The organism is Nonomuraea sp. B208, assembly GCF_057536035.1.
The window spans coordinates 123,487-144,796 of sequence record NZ_BAAJOU010000031.1; the positions used below are offsets into that span (position 1 = coordinate 123,487).

The 21,310-nt window shown below is 72.0% G+C and carries 21 protein-coding genes; 11 read left to right on the forward strand and 10 right to left on the reverse strand.

Going from position 1 to position 21,310, the window contains the following annotated elements; translation table 11 throughout:
* Positions 1-43: 43 nt before the first annotated feature.
* Positions 44-1,033 (reverse strand): LacI family DNA-binding transcriptional regulator, encoded by a 990-nt coding sequence (locus AC27IY_RS44460; RefSeq protein WP_364449156.1) that lies wholly within the window; start codon positions 1,031-1,033, stop codon positions 44-46.
* A gap of 237 nt (positions 1,034-1,270) precedes the next feature.
* Between AC27IY_RS44460 and AC27IY_RS44465 the strand changes: the two genes are divergently transcribed.
* Positions 1,271-4,546, forward strand: coding sequence for a discoidin domain-containing protein (locus tag AC27IY_RS44465; RefSeq protein ID WP_487181675.1), 3,276 nt, complete (start codon positions 1,271-1,273; stop codon positions 4,544-4,546).
* Between the two features lie 3 nt (positions 4,547-4,549).
* Here the strand turns inward: AC27IY_RS44465 and AC27IY_RS44470 are convergent, their stop codons facing one another.
* Complete coding sequence (locus AC27IY_RS44470; RefSeq protein WP_344209635.1) at positions 4,550-5,422, reverse strand: sugar kinase; 873 nt, start codon at positions 5,420-5,422, stop codon at positions 4,550-4,552.
* A gap of 190 nt (positions 5,423-5,612) precedes the next feature.
* Between AC27IY_RS44470 and AC27IY_RS44475 the strand changes: the two genes are divergently transcribed.
* From AC27IY_RS44475 to AC27IY_RS44490, 4 genes are all read left to right on the forward strand, one after another.
* Positions 5,613-6,356 carry a hypothetical protein gene (locus tag AC27IY_RS44475; protein ID WP_423444013.1) on the forward strand — a complete coding sequence of 248 codons (744 nt, stop codon included), beginning with the start codon at positions 5,613-5,615 and terminating at the stop codon, positions 6,354-6,356.
* A 148-nt stretch (positions 6,357-6,504) separates the two neighbouring features.
* Entirely contained in the window at positions 6,505-7,227 is a 723-nt protein-coding gene (locus AC27IY_RS44480; RefSeq protein WP_487181676.1) for a DUF4344 domain-containing metallopeptidase, read from the forward strand.
* A 31-nt stretch (positions 7,228-7,258) separates the two neighbouring features.
* The gene (locus tag AC27IY_RS44485; RefSeq protein ID WP_487181677.1) at positions 7,259-7,966 is read left to right on the forward strand and encodes a maleylpyruvate isomerase family mycothiol-dependent enzyme; all 708 of its coding nucleotides are present in this window, start codon (positions 7,259-7,261) and stop codon (positions 7,964-7,966) included.
* 27 nt (positions 7,967-7,993) lie between these two features.
* Positions 7,994-8,341 (forward strand): DUF6343 family protein, encoded by a 348-nt coding sequence (locus AC27IY_RS44490; RefSeq protein ID WP_487181678.1) that lies wholly within the window; start codon positions 7,994-7,996, stop codon positions 8,339-8,341.
* Here the strand turns inward: AC27IY_RS44490 and AC27IY_RS44495 are convergent.
* The 3 genes from AC27IY_RS44495 to AC27IY_RS44505 all read right to left on the reverse strand — a co-directional run bounded on the left by AC27IY_RS44495 (position 8,312) and on the right by AC27IY_RS44505 (position 9,679).
* Positions 8,312-8,551 (reverse strand): DUF3040 domain-containing protein, encoded by a 240-nt coding sequence (locus tag AC27IY_RS44495; protein ID WP_423474502.1) that lies wholly within the window; start codon positions 8,549-8,551, stop codon positions 8,312-8,314. The genes AC27IY_RS44490 and AC27IY_RS44495 overlap by 30 nt on opposite strands.
* Positions 8,552-8,637: 86 nt before the next feature.
* Complete coding sequence (locus AC27IY_RS44500; protein WP_344209648.1) at positions 8,638-8,883, reverse strand: type B 50S ribosomal protein L31; 246 nt, start codon at positions 8,881-8,883, stop codon at positions 8,638-8,640.
* A 28-nt stretch (positions 8,884-8,911) separates the two neighbouring features.
* The gene (locus AC27IY_RS44505; RefSeq protein ID WP_423444004.1) at positions 8,912-9,679 is read right to left on the reverse strand and encodes an SDR family NAD(P)-dependent oxidoreductase; all 768 of its coding nucleotides are present in this window, start codon (positions 9,677-9,679) and stop codon (positions 8,912-8,914) included.
* Between the two features lie 35 nt (positions 9,680-9,714).
* Here AC27IY_RS44505 and AC27IY_RS44510 point away from each other — a divergent pair, with 35 nt between their 5' ends.
* The 3 genes from AC27IY_RS44510 to AC27IY_RS44520 all read left to right on the forward strand — a co-directional run bounded on the left by AC27IY_RS44510 (position 9,715) and on the right by AC27IY_RS44520 (position 13,973).
* Complete coding sequence (locus tag AC27IY_RS44510) at positions 9,715-10,914, forward strand: MFS transporter (protein WP_371249983.1); 1,200 nt, start codon at positions 9,715-9,717, stop codon at positions 10,912-10,914.
* A gap of 122 nt (positions 10,915-11,036) precedes the next feature.
* Positions 11,037-12,890, forward strand: coding sequence for a DNA helicase RecQ (recQ, locus tag AC27IY_RS44515; protein ID WP_449948586.1), 1,854 nt, complete (start codon positions 11,037-11,039; stop codon positions 12,888-12,890).
* Between the two features lie 174 nt (positions 12,891-13,064).
* A complete protein-coding gene (locus AC27IY_RS44520; protein ID WP_449948582.1) occupies positions 13,065-13,973 on the forward strand; it encodes a helix-turn-helix domain-containing protein in 909 nt (302 codons plus the stop codon).
* Positions 13,974-14,296: 323 nt separating this feature from the next.
* Here the strand turns inward: AC27IY_RS44520 and AC27IY_RS44525 are convergent, their stop codons facing one another.
* The gene (locus tag AC27IY_RS44525) at positions 14,297-14,941 is read right to left on the reverse strand and encodes a TIGR03086 family metal-binding protein (protein WP_423443996.1); all 645 of its coding nucleotides are present in this window, start codon (positions 14,939-14,941) and stop codon (positions 14,297-14,299) included.
* 432 nt (positions 14,942-15,373) lie between these two features.
* On the opposite strand from AC27IY_RS44525, the gene AC27IY_RS44530 reads away from it, so the two are divergent.
* Both AC27IY_RS44530 and AC27IY_RS44535 read left to right on the forward strand, forming a co-directional pair.
* On the forward strand, positions 15,374-15,709 hold the full coding sequence (locus tag AC27IY_RS44530) for a hypothetical protein (RefSeq protein WP_449948579.1): 336 nt from the start codon (positions 15,374-15,376) through the stop codon (positions 15,707-15,709).
* Between the two features lie 426 nt (positions 15,710-16,135).
* On the forward strand, positions 16,136-16,687 hold the full coding sequence (locus AC27IY_RS44535; RefSeq protein ID WP_487181679.1) for a dihydrofolate reductase family protein: 552 nt from the start codon (positions 16,136-16,138) through the stop codon (positions 16,685-16,687).
* A gap of 4 nt (positions 16,688-16,691) precedes the next feature.
* Here the strand turns inward: AC27IY_RS44535 and AC27IY_RS44540 are convergent, their stop codons facing one another.
* Positions 16,692-17,507, reverse strand: a complete 816-nt coding sequence (locus AC27IY_RS44540) for an alpha/beta hydrolase (protein WP_423443990.1) — start codon at positions 17,505-17,507, stop codon at positions 16,692-16,694.
* An 83-nt stretch (positions 17,508-17,590) separates the two neighbouring features.
* Between AC27IY_RS44540 and AC27IY_RS44545 the strand changes: the two genes are divergently transcribed.
* Positions 17,591-18,232 carry an alpha-ketoglutarate-dependent dioxygenase AlkB family protein gene (locus tag AC27IY_RS44545; protein WP_449948569.1) on the forward strand — a complete coding sequence of 214 codons (642 nt, stop codon included), beginning with the start codon at positions 17,591-17,593 and terminating at the stop codon, positions 18,230-18,232.
* A gap of 10 nt (positions 18,233-18,242) precedes the next feature.
* Here AC27IY_RS44545 and AC27IY_RS44550 read toward each other — a convergent pair whose 3' ends face one another.
* From AC27IY_RS44550 to AC27IY_RS44560, 3 genes are read right to left on the reverse strand one after another with little or no spacing between them, the layout of a single operon-like run.
* Positions 18,243-18,935 carry a helix-turn-helix domain-containing protein gene (locus AC27IY_RS44550; RefSeq protein WP_487181680.1) on the reverse strand — a complete coding sequence of 231 codons (693 nt, stop codon included), beginning with the start codon at positions 18,933-18,935 and terminating at the stop codon, positions 18,243-18,245.
* Positions 18,936-18,944: 9 nt separating this feature from the next.
* Positions 18,945-19,988: an alpha/beta hydrolase gene (locus AC27IY_RS44555; RefSeq protein ID WP_344209675.1), complete on the reverse strand. Its 1,044-nt coding sequence runs from the start codon at positions 19,986-19,988 to the stop codon at positions 18,945-18,947.
* 19 nt (positions 19,989-20,007) lie between these two features.
* Positions 20,008-21,228, reverse strand: coding sequence for an amidohydrolase family protein (locus tag AC27IY_RS44560; RefSeq protein ID WP_487181681.1), 1,221 nt, complete (start codon positions 21,226-21,228; stop codon positions 20,008-20,010).
* Between the last annotated feature and the right edge of the window lie 82 nt (positions 21,229-21,310).

Below are 21,310 nucleotides of genomic sequence, written 5' to 3' on the forward strand. Positions count from 1 at the left end.
TGGACGCAATATTTCGACGCTCTATTGCAAGATAACGACTGTGTTACGCAGGGCAGCGCGCCGTGGAGGCCCGTACCACCAGCTCGGGCTCGAACAGCAGCTCGTCGGCCGGGACCACCGCCTTGTCGATCTGCGCGACCAGCAGGTCCACGGCGGCCCGGCCCATCGCGTCGATCGGCTGGCGGACCGTGGTGAGCGGCGGCTCGGTGCAGTTCATGAGCGCGGAGTCGTCGAAGCCGATCACCGAGATGTCGCCCGGAACCGAGAGCCCGGCGCGGCGCGCGGCCCGCACGGTGCCGAGCGCCAGCAGGTCGCTCGCGCACACCACGCCGGTCACCCCGCGCCTGACCAGCCGGGCGGCGGCCGCGTGCCCGCCCTCCAGCGAGAACATCGTGTGCTCGACCAGCTCGGCGTCGCCGCCTGCGGCGAGGAACGTCTCCAGCTTGCGCCGCGAGGGCATGTGGTCCTTCGGCCCGAGCACCATGCCGACGCGCTCGTGGCCGAGCGCGCGCAGGTGGGCGACCGCCATCTCGGCCGCCACGGCGTCGTCGCAGGAGACCTGGGGGAAGTCGAGGTGCCGGACGGCCGCGTTGACGAGGACGGTCGGGAGCTTGCGCTCGTGCAGCAGCTCGTAGTGGCCGTGCGCGGCGTCGGCCTGGGCGTACAGGCCGCCGGCGAAGACCACGCCGCTGACCTGCTGCTGGAGCAGGAGGTCGACGTAGTCGGCCTCCGAGACGCCGCCGACCGTGCGGGTGCACAGCACCGAGGTGAACCCCTGCTGGGCGAGCGCCCCGCCGACCACCTCCGCGAAGGCGGGGAAGATCGGGTTCTGCAGCTCGGGCAGCACCAGGCCGACCAGCCTGGCCCGGTCGCCGCGGAGCTGGGTGGGGCGTTCGTAGCCGAGCACGTCGAGAGCGGTCAGCACGGCCTCGCGGGTCGCGTCGGAGACCCCCGGCTTGCCGTTGAGCACGCGGCTGACGGTCGCCTCGCTCACCCCGACCTTCTTGGCCACCTCTGCGAGTCGTCGTGTCATGCGCAAACTATACGGCCTGCAGCGCAAGCGCTTGCAAGGACTTACGTGGATCGGACGACGCGCTTGCAGCGCACCCGTACGGATTTCCGGCTCGCCACCTGGTGTTGACCAGCTCCGACGGTCGTTCCGCGCCGACTTCAGTCAGTCATCCGTTTGCGAAATACAGTCGAAATATTGCGGCCATCTGCTCGACATCCTATGGTTCGGCCAACTAGCCTCCGCCGAAGGGCCACCCCCATGAGAGCTGTCCTAGCCGCCCTTTCGTTAGCCATCGGGCTCCTCGCCGCCCCCGCCGCCGCACAGGCCGCGGCCGACACCAACCTCGCCGCCGGCAAGGCCGCCACCGCGAGCAGCTTCACCGACGTCTACCCGGCCGCCAACGTCACCGACGGGAACCAGGCCACCTACTGGGAGTCGGCGGGCAACGCCTTCCCGCAGTGGATCCAGGTGGACCTCGGCACCAGCGCGAGCGTCAACCGGCTGGTGCTCAAGCTGCCGTCCGGCTGGCCGAGCCGTACGCAGACGCTGACCGTCCAGGGCAGCGCGACCGGCTCCTCCCCGTTCACCACGATCGCCGCCTCGGCCACCTACACCTTCAACCCGACGGCCACCATCACCTTCCCCGCCACCACCACGCGGTACGTGCGCGTCCAGATCACCGGCAACACCGGCTGGCCCGCCGGCCAGCTCTCGGAGTTCGAGGTCTGGGGCACCGCCGACGACGGCCCGCCGCCGCCCGGCACGAATCTGGCGCTCGGCAAGCCGATCACCGAGTCCTCGCACACGCACACGTACGTCGCCGCCAACGCCAACGACGGGAACCTGGGGACGTACTGGGAGAGCGCCGCCTACCCGGGGCAGCTCACCGTCCAGCTCGGCGCCAACGCCGACCTCACCTCGATCACCGTGAAGCTCGACCCGGCCCAGGCGTGGGGCCGGCGCACGCAGACGTTCCAGGTCCTCGGCCGCGAGCAGAGCGCCGGCTCCTTCACCGGCCTGGTGGCCTCGGCGACCTACACCTTCGACCCGGCGACGGGCAACTCGGTGACCATCCCGGTGACCGGCAAGGCGGCCGACGTCCGGCTGCAGTTCACCGCCAACTCGGGCGCGCCCGGCGGGCAGGTCGCCGAGTTCCAGGTGTTCGGCACGCCGTCGGCCAACCCCGACCTCACCGTGGCGAACCTGACCTCCAGCCCGGCGTCGCCGGTCGAGACCGACGCGGTCACGCTGTCGGCCACCGTCAGGAACGCGGGCACCGCCGGCTCGGCCGCCACCTCCGTCACCTTCTACGCGGGCACCGCCAAGGTCGGCACCGCCGCCGTGGGCGCGCTGGCCGCGGGGGCGTCGGCGACCGTGTCGGCGAACATCGGGGCGCGGGACGCGGGGACGTACCAGCTGTCCGCCAAGGTGGACGAGGACAACAAGGTCACCGAGCTCAACGAGGCCAACAACACCACCGCGGGCACGCTCACCGTGCGGCCGGTCGACACCGCCGACCTGGTCGCCGCGCCCGTCGCCTGGACGCCGGGCAACCCGGCCGCGGGCGGCACGGTGACGTTCAGCGTGGCGATCAGGAACCAGGGCACGGTCGCCTCCAGCTCGGCCGCGCACGGCGTCACGCTCACCGTCGTCGACGCCGGCGGCACGGTCGTGCGCACCCTGACCGGCTCGGTGAGCGGCGCCATCGCGGCCGGCGCGACCACCGCGCCGATCACCCTCGGCACCTGGACGGCTGCCAACGGCAGGTACACCGTCAGGACCGTGCTCGCCGACGACGCGAACGAACTGCCGGTCAAGCGCGCCAACAACACCAGCGAGCTGCCGCTGTTCGTGGGCCGCGGCGCGAACATGCCCTACGACACCTACGAGGCCGAGGACGCCGTGCTCGGCGGCGGCGCGGCCCGGGTCGGCCCGAGCAGGGACGTCGGCACGCTCGCCGGCGAGGCGTCGGGCCGCCGCGCGGTCACGCTCAACCAGACCGGGGCCTACGTCGAGTTCACCACCCGCGCCGACACCAACACCCTCGTCACCCGCTTCTCGATCCCCGACGCCCCGGGCGGCGGCGGCATCGACTCGACGCTCAACGTCTACGTCAACGGCACGCTGCTCAAGGCGATCCCGCTGACCTCCCGCCACGCCTGGCTGTACGGCGCGGAGCACCAGCCCACCAACAACCCCGGCTCCGGCCCGCCCCGGCACATCTACGACGAGGCGAACCTGATGCTCGGCACCACCGTCCCGAAGGGCAGCAAGATCCGCCTGCAGAAGGACGCCGCCAACACCAGCACGTACGCCATCGACTTCATCGACCTCGAACAGGCGACCGCGGTCGCCAACCCCGACCCGGCCAAGTACGCCGTCCCCGCCGGCTTCACCCACCAGGACGTCCAGAACGCCCTGGACAAGGCCCGCATGGACAGCAGCCTGACCGGCGTCTACCTGCCCGCCGGCGACTACCAGACCGGCTCGAAGTTCCAGGTCTACGGCAAGGCGATCAAGATCGTCGGCGCGGGCCCGTGGTTCACCCGCTTCCGCCCGCCGCCCGGCCAGGAGAACACCGACATCGGCTTCCGCGCCGACGCCACCGCCAACGGCACGACGTTCCAGGGCTTCGCCTACTTCGGCAACTACACGGCCCGCATCGACGGCCCCGGCAAGGTCTTCGACTTCTCGAACGTGGCCAACATCACGATCGACAACATCTGGGTCGAGCACCAGGTCTGCATGTACTGGGGCACCAACACCGACGACATGACGCTGAAGAACTCCCGGATCAGGAACACCTTCGCCGACGGGCTCAACTTCACCAACGGCAGCACCGGCAACCACGTCACCAACATCGAGACCCGCGCCACGGGCGACGACAGCTTCGCGCTGTTCTCGGCCACCGACAACAACCCCGGCGAGCAGCACGGCAACGTCTTCGAGAACCTCAGCTCGCTGCTCACCTGGCGGGCCGCGGGCGTGGCCGTCTACGGCGGCTACGACAACACCTTCAGGAACATCTACGTGGCCGACACGCTCGTCTACTCGGGCGTGACGATCAGCTCGCTCGACTTCGGCTACCCGATGCACGGCTTCGGCGCGAGCCCGCCCACCGTGTTCGACAACATCTCGCTGGTCAGGGCGGGCGGCCACTTCTGGGGGCAGCAGACGTTCCCGGCGCTGTGGGTGTTCTCCTCCTCCAAGGTGTTCCAGGGCATCAGGGTCAGCAACCTGGACATCGTGGACCCGACCTACAGCGGGATCATGTTCCAGACCGGCTACTCCAGCCCGACGACGCCGCTCAACCCGGTGAAGGACACGACCTTCACCAACGTCTCGATCAGCGGCGCCCAGAAGAGCGGCGACGCCTTCGACGCCAAGTCCGGCTTCGGGATCTGGGTGAACGAGCTGCCCGAGCCCGGTCAGGGCCCGGCGGTCGGGTCGGCCACGTTCACCGGCCTGCGCTTCAGCGGCAACGCGCAGAACATCAGGAACACGACCTCGACGTTCACCCTGACGATCAACTGACCGTCACAGCTCGGCCCTGGTGGGCAACCCCTGCCAGTCGCTGACGCCCGTCACCGCGGCGGCGCTCAACAGCGCCCCGCGGTACAGGCGTTCCTGCGGGGTGAGGCCGTCCAGCGCCGCGCTGATGTAGCCGGCCGCGAACGCCTCCCCCGCGCCCGACGGGTCCACCACCGGCACCTGCCAGCCCTGGACGTCGTAGCGCATCCGGTCGGCGCGCACGGTGGCGCCCTTCGCGCCGCGGTTCACGACGACCTCGCGCTCCGGGGTGAGGGCGGGCTTGACCAGGTCGAGCTCGTCCTGGCGGAGGAAGAGCAGGTGGGAGGCGCAGGCCAGCTCGCTCAGCACCTCCTCGGCCTCGCGGACCGACGGCCACAGCTCCGGGACGTACTCGACGGCGAAGGAGATCACCACGTCGGCGTTGCGCGCGGCGCTGACGGCGGCGCGCACGGCGTCCTGTGCGTCGATGCCGAGCGCGGCCGTCAGACCCGTGACGTGCAGCATCTTGGCCGCGCCCACCCGGTCGATGGGGACGTTGCCCGGCGACAGGCGCGAGCCGGCCGACCCGGTGCGGTAGTGCGCCGTGCGCGGCTCGCGGCCCACGCGGCTCTCCCTGAGCAGCAGGCCCGTCGGCAGCCCCTCCGACACCCGCATGTCCGTCACGTCCACGCCCTCGCCGCGCAGCACGGTCAGGACCCGCGCGCCGAGCTCGTCGCCGCCCACTTTGCCCAGGTAGGCGCACTCGTGGCCGAGCCTGGCCAGCGCCACGGCCAGCGTGAACTCCGGCCCGCAGACGTCGAGCCTGGCCTCCCCGTCGTGGCGGACCCGGCCGCTCGTGACCACGCCGAGGGGCTCGCCGAGCGTGTAGACGTCCGTCATGGCACAGACTGTAGTAGGTCATCCAGCCCGAAAAAGAATTTGGGTCACATAAGTGCAGGTTAAAGCCGTGATCAAAAATTTCTCGTAACTTTAGCGAACCTTTGCCCCTTTTCGTGCCTCACAGTAGTAGAGGGAGTCCGGCACCCCGGGCCGGCTCTGAAGCGATACGGGGAGAGGAATCAGCACCCTCATGAGAAAGATCGCACTGGGTTTCGTCTCCGCCCTCGTGGGCGGGGCCATGCTCGTCACGGGGGCGGGGGCCGCCTCCGCCAGCACCGCCACCAAGGCGGACACCCGCCTGTTCATCCGCAGCATCACGCCGAACCCGGTCGTGGTGAAGAAGGGTGAGGAGAGCACCGCGTTCATCCACGTCCGGGCTGGCTCGGACGTCAAGAAGGTCGAAGTGACCGTCGCTCCGGTCGACGGCGTCCGGGCGCTGCGCGCCAAGGACGTCAAGCCGCTGGAGAGCTGGCGCTTCTCGGTCGGCTTCTCCGACGGCGACCAGCCCGGCAAGTGGAAGGCCACGGCCGTGGCGTTCGACGACGCCGGCAAGGAAGTGGCGAAGGACGACGCGTACTTCGCGGTCGAGCTCGCCAAGACCAAGGCCGACACGCGCGTCTCGCGCTTCGAGGCCGAGCCGCACAAGGTCCGCAAGGGCAAGTCGATCTACTTCTCCGGTCGGCTCCAGGCCGATGACCACCGGTGGAAGGGCGTCCGCGGCGAGAAGGTGAACATCTTCTACCGTGCCAACGGCTCCAGCGCCTGGAAGTGGGTCACTTCCACCACGACGAAGTGGGACGGCAAGTTCTTCGCCAAGACCAAGGCGTACAAGAGCGGCTGGTTCCGCGCTTCGTTCGCCGGGAACGACGAGCTCAACAGCTCGACGAGCCGCGCCGACTACGTGCGCGTCTACGGTTCCTGGTGGCGTCGCTGAGCAAGCACCACTCCTGAGGCCCGGTCCCCTTACGGGGGCCGGGCCTCCGGCTTTTCAGCAGGTTTTACCTGGGCAGGGGTTTAGCGATCAGCTGATCGCCGCATGGTAGGTCGCACCGCCGCGACCCCCCAGGGAAGGAGCCCCCCGCATGCCGCACTCCCTCGCCGCTCTGGCCCTGAGCATGGTGAGCGCGCTGGGAGCGGCCCCCACGCCGTCCCCTCCGGCCGCCTCGCCTCCCGCCGTACGGTACGAGCCCGCCGGGTCCGAGCGCGCGGAGCAGGCCCGCCGGCTGCTCAAGGAGAGCGGCGCGCTGCGTACGAAGATCAGGCTGCCGCGGGCGGTCGAGGTCGTCGCCCGCGACTGCGACGGGCGCTCCGCCCCCTGGGACGCCCGCGAGAGCCGCATCACGGTCTGCTACTCCCTGGTCGACCGGCTGGAAAGCACGCTGACCGGCATCTCCGAGACCGAGGAGGCCGACGCCCGCGCCATCGGCCGCCGCGTCGAGGCCGCGCTGACCGCGTTCTTCCACCACGAGCTCGGTCACGCCCTGGGCACGCTGGAGGGCCTGCCGGACGCCGAGGACCAGGCCGACCGGCTCGCCGCGCTCACGCTGGCCGCCGACCGGCCGGAGCAGGCGGTCGCCGCCGCCGAGGCCCGCCATCTGCTCGCCGCCGGGCACGCCGGCCTCGGCCACCTGGCCGGGGAGGAGGAGTCGGCCACGTTCGCCTGCCTGCTCTACGGCGCCGACCCGGCGCGGAACGCCGCCATCGCCAAGGGCGGCTGGGTGCCCGCCGAGCGCGCGCCCTCGTGCGCCGCCGAATACCAGCAGGCCAAGTCGGCCGCCGGGCCACTGATCGTCAAGGGTCCGTGAAAGGCGGGACATCACGGGTAGCGTCCGGAGTATGGCTGAGGACGACCCGCTGCGTGACTTCGACCCGTTCGACATCTTCGACGCCGAGGCGGCCAGGCTGGACCGGTTCTTCGCCGGGCTGGACGAGAGGGGCTGGCTGCGGCCGTCCCACTGCGCGGGCTGGACGGTCCGCGACGTGCTGGCGCACCTGGCGGGCGAGGAGATGTACAACCACGCGGTCCTCGACGGGACCGTTCCGGAGCTGATGAGCCGGATGTCCGCCGAGGGCATCGGCGGCTACGAGGACTTCAACGAGTGGTGCGTACGGCAGCGCCGCGACCTGCCGGTCGAGGACGTGCTGCGGGAGTGGCGCGAGAAGAACGGCGACACCCGGCGGCGCATGCGCGAGCTGGGCCGGGACGCCATGCTGGAGACGATGGCCGGGCCCTACCCCAACGGGCGTCAGGCCTTCCACTACGACTCCGAGTACGCCACCCACGCCGACGACGTCGAGGCGCCGGTCGCGGCGGACGAGGCCGACGACCGGACGTTGTGGCGGATCGCGGTCGGCCGCTTCGCGCTGGCGGAGAGCGACTCGAAGGTGCAGGTCGAGCAGACGGCCGATGAGATCTGGGTGGCGCTGGACGGGGTGACGGCGACGCTGTCCTACCCGGAGTTCGTGGCGGCGACGGTGGGCCGGCTGCCCGCCTCCCACGGGCTCGACCCGCGCCTGACCAGCGCCCTGAGATGCCTGGCCTGACCGCCGTGTGCAGGGAAGGTGATGATCATGTGGCTACGTGACCGTACGGGCACGGAGCCCACGACCGCGCGCAGCCCGCTGCGGGCGCGCCGGATCCTGTCGATGGTGGCGCTGGTGCTCGCCGTCGCCGCGGCGGTGTTCTTCGCGATCCGCGCCATGAGCACGGGCGAGGAGGTGTGGCGGTGGGAGGCGGCCATCGCGGCGGTCGTGGCGGTCGTCGCCGCCGTCGACCTGCTGGTGATCCGGCACCGCCGCTCCGGCGGCCGACCCGGCTCCGGCGGCCGGCCCGGCTCCGGCGGCCGACCGGGCTCCGGCGGCCGACCGGGCTCAGACAGCCGACCGGGCTCAGGTGGCCAGGACCGCTATCAGCAGTGACACGATCACCAGCGCGGCCGCCACGACGATCACCCACCCGTGGGTCAGCGCCCACAGGCGCACCCGGTCCCCATAGGGCCGCTCCGGCAGGCCGCCGACCGCCTCGATCCTGTTGATGGCCGCGACGCGCCGGGCCAACTCGGGATCCTCTCGCTCCAGGGCCTGCTCAATCTGGGCGAGTATGCGGCGTTCCCTTCCAGAGAGACCCATTCGCTCCACCACTGCTGCTCTCACGCCGGTGGAGAACTTTTACCCGCCGGTAGTTCCGGCATGCCCGCCTCTTGGGCGGGCCTTGATCACTTCTTGCCGTAACGCTGGTTGAACCGCTCGACGCGGCCGGCGGAGTCGATGACCCGGCCGCGACCGGTGTAGAAGGGGTGGCTGGCGGACGAGACGTCCACGTCGACGACCGGGTAGGTCCGGCCGTCCTCCCACTCGATGGTCGCCGTGCTCGTACGGGTCGAGCGGGTGAGGAAGGCGAAGCCCACGCTGGGGTCGCGGAAGACGACGGGACGGTACGCGGGGTGCAGGTTCTTTCGCATGTCCCGCTCAACCAGATGGCAACGGTTTTCATTCCCTGGCTTCGGGGTCGAGCCCGAGCACCGTACGCCCGCCGTCCACGGGCACGGTCGCCCCGTTGACGAACGCCGCGTCGTCCGACAGCAGGTACGCCACGACGGCCGCCACCTCGGCCGGCTCCGCCGCCCGCCCGATGGGATGCAGCACCGCGATCTGCTCCTCCACGGCCGCCGCCGCCTCCTCGCCCAGCCCGGCCAGGAACGCCAGGTAGCGCTCGGTCGCCACCGTGCCGGGCGCGACGGCGTTGACCCGGATGCCGCGCCTGCCGTACTCGACGGCCAGCGACCTGGTCAGCCCCTCGACGGCGGCCTTGGCCGTCGCGTACGGCAGCCCGCCCGGCACCGCCCGGGTCGCCTGGTGCGAGGTGACGTTGACGATCGCCCCCGGACCGCCGGCGGCGAGAAAGGCGCGGACGGCGGTGGCGCAGCCGACCACGGCCAGGTCCAGATTGGCCGCGATCAACGCCCTGACCTCGGAGATCGGCGAGGCGTGCACGGAGGCGTCGCGGAAGACGGCCGCGTTGTTGACCCAGCCGCGCAGCGTGCCGTGCTCCTGGGCGAGGGCGGCGGCCCGCGCGGCCACCTGCTCGTCCGCCGCGTCGCCGATCACCGGTACGACGCCGGCGAGGCCGTCGAGGGCGTCCAGTGCGGCGGCGTCGTGCTCGATGACGACGACCGCGCCGCCGCCGGCCAGCAGCCGCTCGGTCACCGCCCGTCCGATGCCGCGCCCACCGCCGGTCACCACATAAGAGGGAGTCATGATCCGACGCTACCCACGGGGTTAGGCTCTATGGGGTGATCGAGGATCTTCCTCCGGGTGCGCGGGCCCGCATGGTGGCCGCGCTCGCGATCACCCAGACCGCCGGCTACGGCGTGCTTTATTACGCTTTCTCGGTGTTCATCCCGCCGATGGCGCGCGACCTGGACGCCGGGGTCACCGTGCTGACCGGGGCCATCACCCTGTCCGTCCTCGTCTCCGGGGTGGCGGCGCCCGCCGTCGGACGCCTGCTGGACCGGCGCGGCGGACGCGGCCTGATGACGGCCGGGTCGCTGCTCGGCGCGGCGGCCGTGCTGGCCTGGTCGCAGGTGCGCTCCGTGGCCGAGCTGTACGCGGTGTGCGCCGTGCTGGGCCTCGCGTCGGCCGCGGTGCTGTACGAGGCCGCGTTCGCGGTGATCGTCGCCTGGTTCGACCCGGCGCGGCGGGCACGGGCGCTGCTCACGGTCACCGTGGTCGCCGGGTTCGCCTCCAGCGTCTTCCTGCCGCTGACCGGGTTCCTGGTGGACCGGTACGGGTGGCGGCAGGCCCTGATGGTGCTCGCCGCCGGTTACGCCCTGACCGCCGTGCCGCTGCACGCCCTCACGGTGCGCGACCGGCCGGGGCCGTCCCGCGTCGACCGGGGCGCGATCGTCGGCGACGCGCTGCGGGAGCGGCCGTTCTGGCTGCTCGCGGCCGGGTTCCTCGCCCAGACCGGGGCGGTGTCGGTCATGGGGGTGCTGCTGGTGACGTACCTGATCGCGCTCGGGCACCCGCCGGTGTTCGCGGCGAGCGTGGCAGGACTGCTCGGGGTCCTGTCGGTCACCGGCCGGCTGGTCACCACGGGGCTGCAGGCCCGCTGGCGGGTGGCGCTGATCACGGCGGCGATGTTCGGGCTGCAGGGGCTCGCGGCGGTGCTGCTGCCGCTGGCCGGACGCAGCACCGGCGGGGCCGTGGCGGCGGTGGTTCTGTTCGGGCTGGGGTTCGGGGTGGCCACGATCGCGCGGCCCGCGCTCATCGCCGACCGGTACGGCACGGCCGCGTTCGCGTCGCTGAGCGGCGCGCTGGCGCTGCCCATCACGGTGGCCAAGGCGCTCGCGCCGCTGGCGGCGGCCGGGATCGCGGAGGTCGCCGGGTTCCCGGCGGTCATGGGGGCGGTGGCGGCGGCCTGCGCGACCGGAGCGCTGGCGCTCGTGGCCTACGATCGGCAAGGGACCGTCGGCGGCGCCCCGGCCCCCTGACGACCGCACGTGCGCATGGTCGCGCGCCGGTGGTTCCACGCCGGTGGTTCCGCGCCGGGGGCTCCCGCTCGCCCTCGGCGAACTTCACCTGACGTCCGCTCGCGAACACGTAAGGTAGCCGCATGGATACCCCCTCCGAGGTTCTGCACCGCGTGTTCGGCTACGACTCGTTCCGGCCGGGGCAGCAGGAGATCATCGACCAGGTCGTCGGCGGCGGCGACGCGCTCGTCCTCATGCCGACCGGGGGCGGCAAGTCGCTCTGCTACCAGATCCCGGCCCTGGTGCGTCCCGGCGTCGGAGTGGTCATCTCCCCGCTCATCGCGCTGATGCAGGACCAGGTCGACGCGCTGCGGGCGCTCGGCGTGCGGGCCGGTTTCCTCAACTCCACGCAGGACTTCGGCGAGCGCCAGCTCGTCGAGGCCGAGTTCCTGGCCGGCGAGCTCGACCTGCTCTACCTCGCCCCCGAGCGGCTGCGGGTGGACGCCACGATGCGGCTGCTGGCCAAGGGCGACATCTCGGTGTTCGCGATCGACGAGGCCCACTGCGTGGCGCAGTGGGGCCACGACTTCCGCCCCGACTACCTCGCCCTGTCGGAGCTGCGCGAGCGCTGGCCGGACGTGCCGCGCATCGCCCTCACGGCCACCGCGACCCCCGCCACGCACGCCGAGATCTCCTCGCGGCTCGGCCTCGACCAGGCCCGCCACTTCGTGGCCGGCTTCGACCGGCCCAACATCCACTACCGGATCACCCCGAAGGCCGAGCCGAAGAAGCAGCTGCTGGAGTTCCTGCGCACCGAGCATCCCGGCGACTCCGGCATCGTCTACTGCCTGTCGCGCTCCTCGGTGGAGAAGATCGCCGAGTTCCTGGTCGAGCACGGCATCGCGGCGGTGCCCTACCACGCGGGGCTCGACGCCCGCATCCGCGCCGCCCACCAGGCCCGCTTCCTGCGCGAGGACGGGCTCATCGTGGTCGCCACCATCGCCTTCGGCATGGGCATCGACAAGCCCGACGTGCGCTTCGTGGCCCACCTCGACCTGCCCAAGTCGGTGGAGGGCTACTACCAGGAGACCGGGCGGGCGGGCCGCGACGGGCTGCCGGCGACCGCGTGGATGGCCTACGGCCTGCAGGACGTCATCCAGCACCGCCGCCTCGCCATGGAGGGCGACGACGCCCACCGCCGCCGCCAGGTGATGCACCTCGACGCCATGCTGGCGCTGTGCGAGACCGCCGGCTGCCGCCGCGTGATGCTGCTCGACTACTTCGGCCAGCAGGGGGCCGAGCCGTGCGGCAACTGCGACACCTGCCAGTCGCCGCCCGAGACCTGGGACGGCACGGTCGCCGCCCAGAAGGTGCTGTCCGCCGTGTTCCGGCTGGCCAAGGAGCGGCGGCAGAAGTTCGGCGTGGGCCAGATCGTCGACATCCTGCTCGGCAAGACCACCGCCAAGGTGCTGCAGCACGGCCACGACTCGCTCACCGTCTTCGGGGTCGGCACCGAGCTGGGCAACCAGGAGTGGCACAGCGTGGTGCGGCAGCTGCTGGCGCAGGGGCTGCTCGCGGTCGAGTCCGACTACGGGGCGCTGGTGCTCACCGACGCCAGCGCCGAGGTGCTGCGCGGCAACCACGAGGTCCTGCTGCGCCGCGACACCCTCCGCCCGGCCCGCACGCGCGGCGGCTCCGGCAGCGGCTCCGGCTCGGGCTCCGGTTCCGGTTCCGGTTCAGGGAAGTCGCGGCCTGCGGTCGAGCTTCCCGCCGAAGCGGCCCCGCTCTTCGAACGCCTGCGCGCCTGGCGCGCCACGGTGGCCAAGGAGCAGGGTGTTCCGGCTTACGTCATCTTCCACGACGCCACGCTCCGCGAGATCGCCACCCTCCGCCCCGCCACGTCGGCCGAGCTGAGCACGGTCAACGGCGTCGGCGAGAACAAACTGGCGAAATACGGCGACCAGGTCCTGGAGGTTCTGGCCGCCGACCCCGCGTAGCCACCACCACCGGCTCACGAGTCGAGAACCACCCGGTGCTGCACCATTCACAATCGCATCGGCCGATTTCGGCAAAAGCGCCGCAGGACAATCCACGCGATTAACGCGGCCTCCGGTGACGACTTCCGATAAATCGCTTGAGGTTCCACCGGGTGGAAGGTGCAGATTCGCGTCATGGACGACGTGACGGATTTCTACACGATCGGGGAGTTGGCCCGGCGGACGGGGCTGCGGGCACGCACGATCCGTTTCTGGTCCGACAGCGGCGTCGTACCGCCGGTTCAGAGGTCGGAGGGCGGATACCGGCTGTATGACGCGGAGGCGGTCGCGCGGCTGGACCTGGTCCGGACGCTTCGCGATCTCGGGCTCGGCCTCGACGCCATCCAGCAGGTGCTGGAGAGGCGCGTCACGCTGAGCGAAGTGGCGGACCTGCACGTCAAAGCGCTCGACGCCGAGATCCGCACCCTGAAGATCCGCCGATCCGTCCTGCGTGTTCTCACCGACCGAGACAGCTCTACCAAGGAGATCGCCTTGATCAACGCACTGGCCCGGCTCTCGGCGCGGGAACGCCGGCAGATCATCGACGACTTCGTCGACCACGTGTTCGCCGATGTCGTCGATGAGGACGCGGCGCTGGTCGGAGGATGGATGCGGGACCTTCCCGCCGAGCTCCCTGAGGACCCGACCTCCGCACAGGTCGGCGCATGGGTGGAGCTGGCCGAGCTGACGGGCGACGAGAGCTTCCGGCGGACGGTCCGGCGGATGGTCCTCAGCGGCGAGGGGGACAACCGCCTGGAGTACGGTCTCGACCTCCGGCCCCTGGTGCTGGAGCACGCGGGCGCCGCTCTGTCGCGCGGACTCGCGCCGGAGGCGGACGAGGCGAGCCTGATCCTGACGCGGATCATCCCCGACGACCTGCCCGCGCAGGAGGTCGCCGCCCTGATCGACTGGTTGGAGATGGTCGCCGAGCCCAGGGTTGAGCGGTATTGGCAGCTTTTGAGCATCCTCAGAGGTCAGGAACCATCCCCACCGGCGGTCCCGGCCTTCCGGTGGGTGCTGGCCGCGCTGCGCGCACACCGATGATCCGTCCCCGCGTCATCCGGCCCTCTCCGCCGGTTGGCCGGGGGGCGGTCACCTGGCCGCTGAGCCTTCGTACGGATTCGGGGGAAGCGGGAGTGGTGGCGACGGCCGCACGAAGAACGGTCGTCGCCACCACGTTGGTCGGCCTGGATCCGGCGCTTGCGTGCCCCCCGCCGCCGCCGGACCGGCCGGACGTGTTTCGGCCCCGAACGATGGGTGTGTGCCCAGTTACGATCTTCTCATCCGATTGCCCGGTCAGGTGCCGGTTTCGCGGGATGTCGTACAGGGCGATCGTACGGTGTCGGCGCGCGGCGCGCGGGACCGGGTCAGATGGAGTGGCCGTTCGGGTAGGGCCGCCGGCCGGCGGCGGCCGGGTCGCGTCCCAGGTAGGCCAGGAGGCGGTCGTCGGCGGGGGCGTCCAGGGGGACGGGGCGCGGCGCGGCGAACCGGTGCGGCCGGTCGGCGGGCGTCACGAACAGGTGGGCCAGGTCCAGCAGCTCGTCCGCCAGCAGGGTCGGGATGGGGCGGGGCTCACCGCACGCGGTGGCGATGTCCCAGCCGTGTACGGCGATCTCGATCGCGCCCACGGCGGCCACCATGGGGCTGGTCAGGTGGCGGTCGCCGATCGAGACCAGCTCGCCGGTGAGCGTGGCCGCCCAGGTGCCGAGGAGTTCGGTGGCGTCGTCCCGTACGAGGAGGGCCGGGTTGTCGTGGCGGTTGAGCCGCCGGGCGGTGCGCAGGTGGTCGAGCGCCTTCGTGCCGAGGGTGACGGTGCCGGTGGCGGCCTCGTTCAGGGCGCGGAGGGAGTCGGTGACGTGGGCCAGCAGCCGTTCCATGGTCCAGCCTGCGCAGGGGGTCGCGCGGCAGAGCATGGGCGGGGTCACGATGCGCAGACTGCCGAGCGTGTAGTCGATCGCCCGTTCCAGCAGGGCCACGCCCGCCGTCAGGACCCGTTCTCGTTCACCGTTCATGGATGGCCTCCTCGGATGTGCTGACCGGAGGGGCGGCAGGAAGTCATCGGTGTGGATCTCGGAACCTTTCGCCGGCGGGCGGTGTAAGGGGGGCGAGGAGGATGATCGATGAGGTGGATGGTGGTGCCGCTCGTGGCGGTGCTTGCGGTGGCGGTTGGTTGTGGCACCGGTGGTGGTACGACACCCGGGACGGCGGGCACGCCGGGGACGGCGGGCACGCCGGGGACGGCGGGCACGCCGGGGACGGCGACTCCGGGAACGGCGACTCCGGGGACGGCGACTCCGGGAACGGCGACTTCGGGGGCGGGCACGCCGCAGACCGGTGGCACGCAGCCCGGCGCTGCGGGCACGCCCGGCGCGACCGATGCCACCGGGACCGTGAGCCCCGTTCCGGTGGTGACCATTGACGGGGCCGGGTGTCGCGGGACGGCGGTGTCGCGAGGGGACGGCTTTCCCGAGGTGCGGGGCACGGGCGAAGGGGTGGAGTTGTGGGGGCTGCTGTTCGGGGAGGTGCCGGTGCGGCGCGGCGCGGAGGTCAAGATCGTGTGGCGGATGACCGGGGAGGGCCCGCTGCGCAAGGTCGAGGCGACGCTTCCGGACGGCACGCGCGCCCGGCTCGCCTGGGGCCCCGAGGAGCACGGCGGGTCGAACTGGCGGCGTCCCGGGCAGGAGTGGGGCACGGGCTTCGTCTTTCCCGAGCGCGGCTGCTGGAAGGTCGAGCTGACCCGCGACCACGGCAAGGGACACGTCTGGCTGCGGGTCCGCTGACGACTCCAGGCCGACGACTGAAGGCCCACTTCACGAGGCTGGTGTACGCAGAGGTTGGCGTCACACGGCGAACGCCGCGAGGCCGGCGTTCAAGAGTTTGGCGTCGCGAGGCGGACGTCGCGAGGCGGACGTCGCGAGGCGGACGTCGCGAGGCGGACGTCGCGAGGCGGACGTCGCGAGGCGGACGTCGCGAGGCGGACGTCGCGAGGCGGACGTCGCGAGGCGGACGTCGCGAGGCGGACGTCGCGAGGCGGACGTCGGCCAACGTCCGAAAGCCGGGCTTCATGCGATGGGTGGCGCCTCGCCTCCGCCGCCGCGGAACGGCCCCTGTGAAGGCGGCGTCTGAAGGTGATCGGAAGGGGATCGTAAGGTCGGTCCGGCAGGGTGGTGTCCATTGACGACGGCTTCGAAGGGAAACGCGTCCCCATGCGCAAACTGCTGCTCCAGGTCCAGGTCAGCGCCGACGGCTACATGGCCGGCCCGAACGGCGAGATGGACTGGCTGACCTTCCCCTGGACAAACGACCTCAACGAGCACATCAACGCGCTCACCGCGAACGTGGACACCATCGTCCTCGGCCGCAGGCTCGCCGAGGGGTTCATCCCGGCGTGGGCCGCCGGGCCGCCCGGCGAGGACAAGGAGTCGATCGACTGGATGAACCGCACCCCCAAGGTCGTGATCTCCCGCACGCTCACGGAGTCGCCGTGGGAGAACGCGACCGTCGCCGGCGGCGAGCTGGCCGAGACGGTCAGCGGGCTGAAGGCGAGGCCGGGCGGGGACCTCATCGTGTACGGCGGCGGGACGCTGGTCGCGAGCCTGGCCGAAGCCGATCTCATCGACGAGTACCACCTGTTCGTCAACCCGACCGCGATCGGCGGCGGGATGCCGGTCTTCCCCGGCCGCCGGAAGCTGCGCCGGGTCTCGGCTCAGCCGTTCGGGTGCGGCGTCACGGCGATGCACTACGAGCCCGTGAGGTAGGACATCACTCTCGCGCAGGCAGGGCGCGGTCGAGGAAGGCGATGACGTCGTCCAGCACCTCGTCCTGGTTGGTCTCGTTGAAGACCTCGTGCCGCGCGCCCGGGTAGACGCGTTCGGTGAGGTCCGTGCCGCGTACGGCCTCGATGCCCGCCCGGCTCGGCCCGAGCGGCACGAGCTGGTCGTCCTCGCCGTGCACCCACAGCGTGGGCAGGTCGCCGAACGTGCCGCCCTTGCCGATCGCGGCCAGCGTGGCGGCGAACGCCTCCAGCGTGGCCCGCTTGAACGGCCCGTGCCAGACCAGCGGGTCGGCCGCGTACGCGGCGCCCACGGCCGGGTCGCGGGAGAGCGTGGCCGGGTCGATGGGGATGTCGGGCAACTCGTCGAGGGCGAGCAGCGCGGGCACCGCCTCCCACTCCCCGATCACCGGCCCGGACAGGACGAGCGCGGCCAGTCCCGCGCCGTGGAGCTGGGCGTACCGGGCGGCGATCATGCCGCCCATCGAGTGGCCGATCGCCACGACGGGGACGCCGGGGTGCGCGGCCCGTGCCTGCTCCTCGACGGTGTGGACGTCGGCGACGACGTCCTCGAAGTCCTCGATGAGCACCCGCTCGCCCTCCGACCTGCCGTGCCCGGCGTGGTCGACGCCGTAGACGGCGGCGCCGTGGCGGACCAGCCGGTCGGCGACGTGCTCGTAGCGGCCTATGTGCTCGCCGTACCCGTGGATCAGCAGGACGACGTAGCGGGGGTCGTCGTGCGGCCATTCGCGGACGGTGCGGGCGCCGTGCACGCCGGCGAAGACGTGCTCACGGGACTCGGCCATGCTTCACACTCCTCGGGTTCGAGCTGCGGCGAGCGTACGTCGGCCGCTCCCGCCCTCACAACCGCGTCGTAGGCTGGGTGACGATGATCCCGTTGCCGATGAGGGAGATCGCGCCGGGCGCGGTCCACGTTCCTGGCTGGTTGTCGATGGACGAGCAGCGCCACCTCGTCCGCGCCTGCCGCGCGTGGGCCACGGGGCCGGTGCCGATGCGGCACACCCGGCTGCCCGGGGGCGGCGTGATGTCGGTCCAGACGGTGTGCGTGGGCTGGCACTGGCAGCCCTACCGCTACACGCGCCTGGCCCACGACGTCAACGGCCGCAAGGTCGCCGACTTCCCCGGCTGGCTCGCCGACCTGGGCCGCCGTGCGGTGGCCGAGGCGTACGGCCGCCCGGCCGACGACTACGCCCCCGACACGGCCCTGGTCAACTTCTACGACGCCGACGCCCGGATGGGCATGCACCAGGACAAGGACGAGAGGTCGCCCGCCCCGGTGGTATCGCTGAGCATCGGCGACACGTGCCGGTTCAGGTTCGGCAACACCGAGACGCGCGGCAGGCCGTACACGGACGTGGAGCTGGCCTCGGGTGACCTGTTCGTGTTCGGGGGGCCGTCGCGGCTCGCCTACCACGGCGTGCTGAAGATCCTGCCCGGCACCGGCGATCCGGCCACCGGTCTCGCCGCCGGCCGGCTCAACGTCACGCTGCGGGTCACCGGCCTCCGGTGACGCGCCGAGGTCACCGGCCTCCGGTGACGTAGTCGAAGTCGTCGTCGGAGAGGGTGCGCCGCAGCGTCCGCAGCACCTTGTTCGCGTCGTCGCCCGGCTGCTCCAGGTAGAACGGCTTGCCTTCGCGGCCGAACGTGATCGCCGAGCCGCCCTCCCACTTGCCGAGCGCGTCGGCGACCGGCCCGAAGTCCTCGTGCGGTTCGAACCCGAGCGTGCGGGCGTAGTCGACCGAGCCCAGCACCAGGTGCCTGGCCAGCTCGTACGGCGCCTCCTGCCAGCCCGCGTACTCGCCGAAGAAGTACTCGCGGAAGCGCGCCAGCTCCCGGTCGTCCATGATCTGCGGGCCGATGGCGTTGCGCACGCCGAGGCAGAACACGTCGGCGAGGTAGCCGGAGACCTCCATGCGGTCCCATGAGTGGCGGCGGGCGACGAGCACGCACACCATGCCGTCGGCGCCGGACTCCGGCGCCTCGTCGCTCCAGCCGAGCGCGGGGTCGATGCCGAGGCCGGCGCTCCAGCCGACGTTGATCCAGCATCCGACCACGTCGGGGGCGTCACCGCCGGCCGTGGTCTCCGCGGCGATCTCCCTCACCAGCGGCGCCACGACGGACGGCGGCACCTTGAGCGCGCGGGCGATCTCCTTGGGAGAACGGCCCTGCGCACGAAGTTCGCGTACCTGGTCCTTCAATTCCGCTTTGTCCACGCGGGCAGCCTAGCCGTTCCGCTCCGACAGCCGCCGCGCGAGCCAGGCGAGGGCGAGCGGGTAGCGGTACTCGATGCCGCCGTGCCCCGCGTCGAACAGCTCGAAGTGGACCCGCTCGTCCGGCACGCCCGCCGCCGCCACCGCCCGGCGGAACGCGACCGCGGCGAAGTCCAGGAAGTACTCGTCCCGGTGCCCGGCGTCCACCCAGATGCCCCGCATCGAGCGCAGCGCCTCGGCGTAGCGGGGCTCGCCCGCCATGACCACCGGGTCGTGCGCCAGCCAGCGCCGCCACACCTCCGGCACCGGCGCCCCCGTGTCGTCGAACGGCATCCGCACCGTGCCGTCCTCGTCGGCCGAGTACGCCGCCGCGTAGGCGTACATCTCCAGCAGCTCCAGATCGCCCTCCCGGGTCCCGGCCAGCCGGGAGCGGAAGTCGGCGAGGAAGGCGTCGTAGGAGCCGCCGTACATGTCGCGCAGCCGCCGCGCCAGCCCCGGGAACGCGTGCCTCATGCTGACCTCGAACAGCGCGTCCCCGGCGTGGGTGGCGAGGGCGCCGAAGACGTGCGGGGCGAGCATGGCGGTCACCATGGCGCCGTAGCCGCCGCTGGACTTGCCGGTGACCGCCCGGTGGTCGCGGCCGGGGAGGGTGCGGTAGTGGGCGTCCACCCAGGGGACGACCTCCTCGCACAGGTACGAGTGGTAGCGGCCGGTGGCCGGCGAGTCGAGGTACTGGCTGCCGCCGAGCGCGGTCCAGGCATCGACGTACACGACGATCGCGGGCGGCGCCTCCCCCGCGGCGAACATGGCGTCGGCCAGCTCGGGGAACGGCCGGCGGAACGGCGCCCTGTTGAGCCACATGGCGACGTGGCCGGTGTAGCCGAGCAGCACGTACAGGGAGGGGTAGCGGCGCTCGGGCTCGTCGTCGTAGCCCGGCGGCACGTACACCAGCAGCGGCCGCTCGTGCGGGTCGCCCAGCGGGTTGCCGCGCAGCAGGGTGCTGTCGATCACGCGGTGGTCGAGACGGCCGGCCAGCTCGGCGGACCAGGGCAGCATGCGAACTCCTTCAACGGGCTCAGAGGGAGGAGGTGACCGTGTCCACGCCGGTCTGCGTGACGGCCCGCCCGCCGACCAGGACGAGCACGAGCTCGCGCAGGTCGGAGATGCGGCGGAGCGGGTCGCCGCGCACCGCGATCAGGTCGGCCCGCTTGCCGGTCTCGACGGTCCCGGTCACCGCGCCGACCCCGCAGGCGTCGGCGGCCCGCGCCGTGGCCAGCTCGATCACCTCGGCGTTGCCGAACCCGGCCCCCGCGAACACCTCCAGCCCCGCCACGTAGCCGTCGGTGCGGTTGCCGACGCCCGCGGCCGCGAAGCCGGAGTCGGTGCCGGCGATGAGGCGCACCCCGGCGTCCCGCAGGGCGACGATCCCGTGCAGCCAGTCGTCGAGCATCTCGGGGCCGAGCGTGTCGCGCAGCCGCCAGTAGACGCCGTGCAGGGTGGGGCACACGTACGTGCCGCTCTCCGCGACCAGGTCGGCCAGCTCCGGGTCGTAGCGGTGGCCGGAGGGCGTGAAGAACGAGCAGTGCTCGATCGTGGCCACCCCGGCCTCGACCGCGCTGCGGATGGCCGCGTGCGCGTGGGCGTGCGCGGCCACACCCTTGCCGCGGGTGCCGGCCTCCTCCACGACGGCGCGGATCTCCTCGGTGGAGTACTGCTGGACCCAGCTCGGCGCCGCGCTCGGCGTCATCTGCCCGCCGGAGGCCATGATCTTGAGGCAGTCGGCGCCGGCCCGCAGGTTCTCCCTGGCCACGCGGCGGATGGCGGGCAGGTCGTCGGCCTCGCCGCCCATGTACCAGCAGTGGCCGCCGGTGGGCGTGATGGGCCGGGTCGCGGCGATCAGGTGGGGGCCGACGGCCAGCCCCTCCTCGATCGCGTCGCGCAGCGCCAGGTCGAGGAAGCCGCGCGCGCCGAGGTCGCGGGCGGTGGTGACACCGGCGGAGACGAGCTTGCGGGCGTTCTCGGCCATGCGCAGCAGCAGGTGGCGGTCGCTCTCGGGGCTCTGCCCGGTCACCGGGTCGACCTTGTCGTCGAAGCCCAGGTGCACGTGCGCGTCGATGAGCCCCGGCAGCAGGGTGCAGCCGGGCAGGTCAACGACCTCGTCGGCGTCGCCCGGCTCGCCGGCGCCGCCGCGCGGCCCCGCGAAGGCGATCACGGCGCCGTCCACGGCCACCTCGCCGTTCGGGATCACCTCGCCGGGGCGGCCGGTGAGCACCTGCGCGGCGCGAAGGATGCGCATGCCCCCAAGGGTGCCACAACGGGTCTTAAGGGCACAGGAAGGCGTTCGTAAGGGCGGCGCGCGACCGTGAAGGTGTTCCACC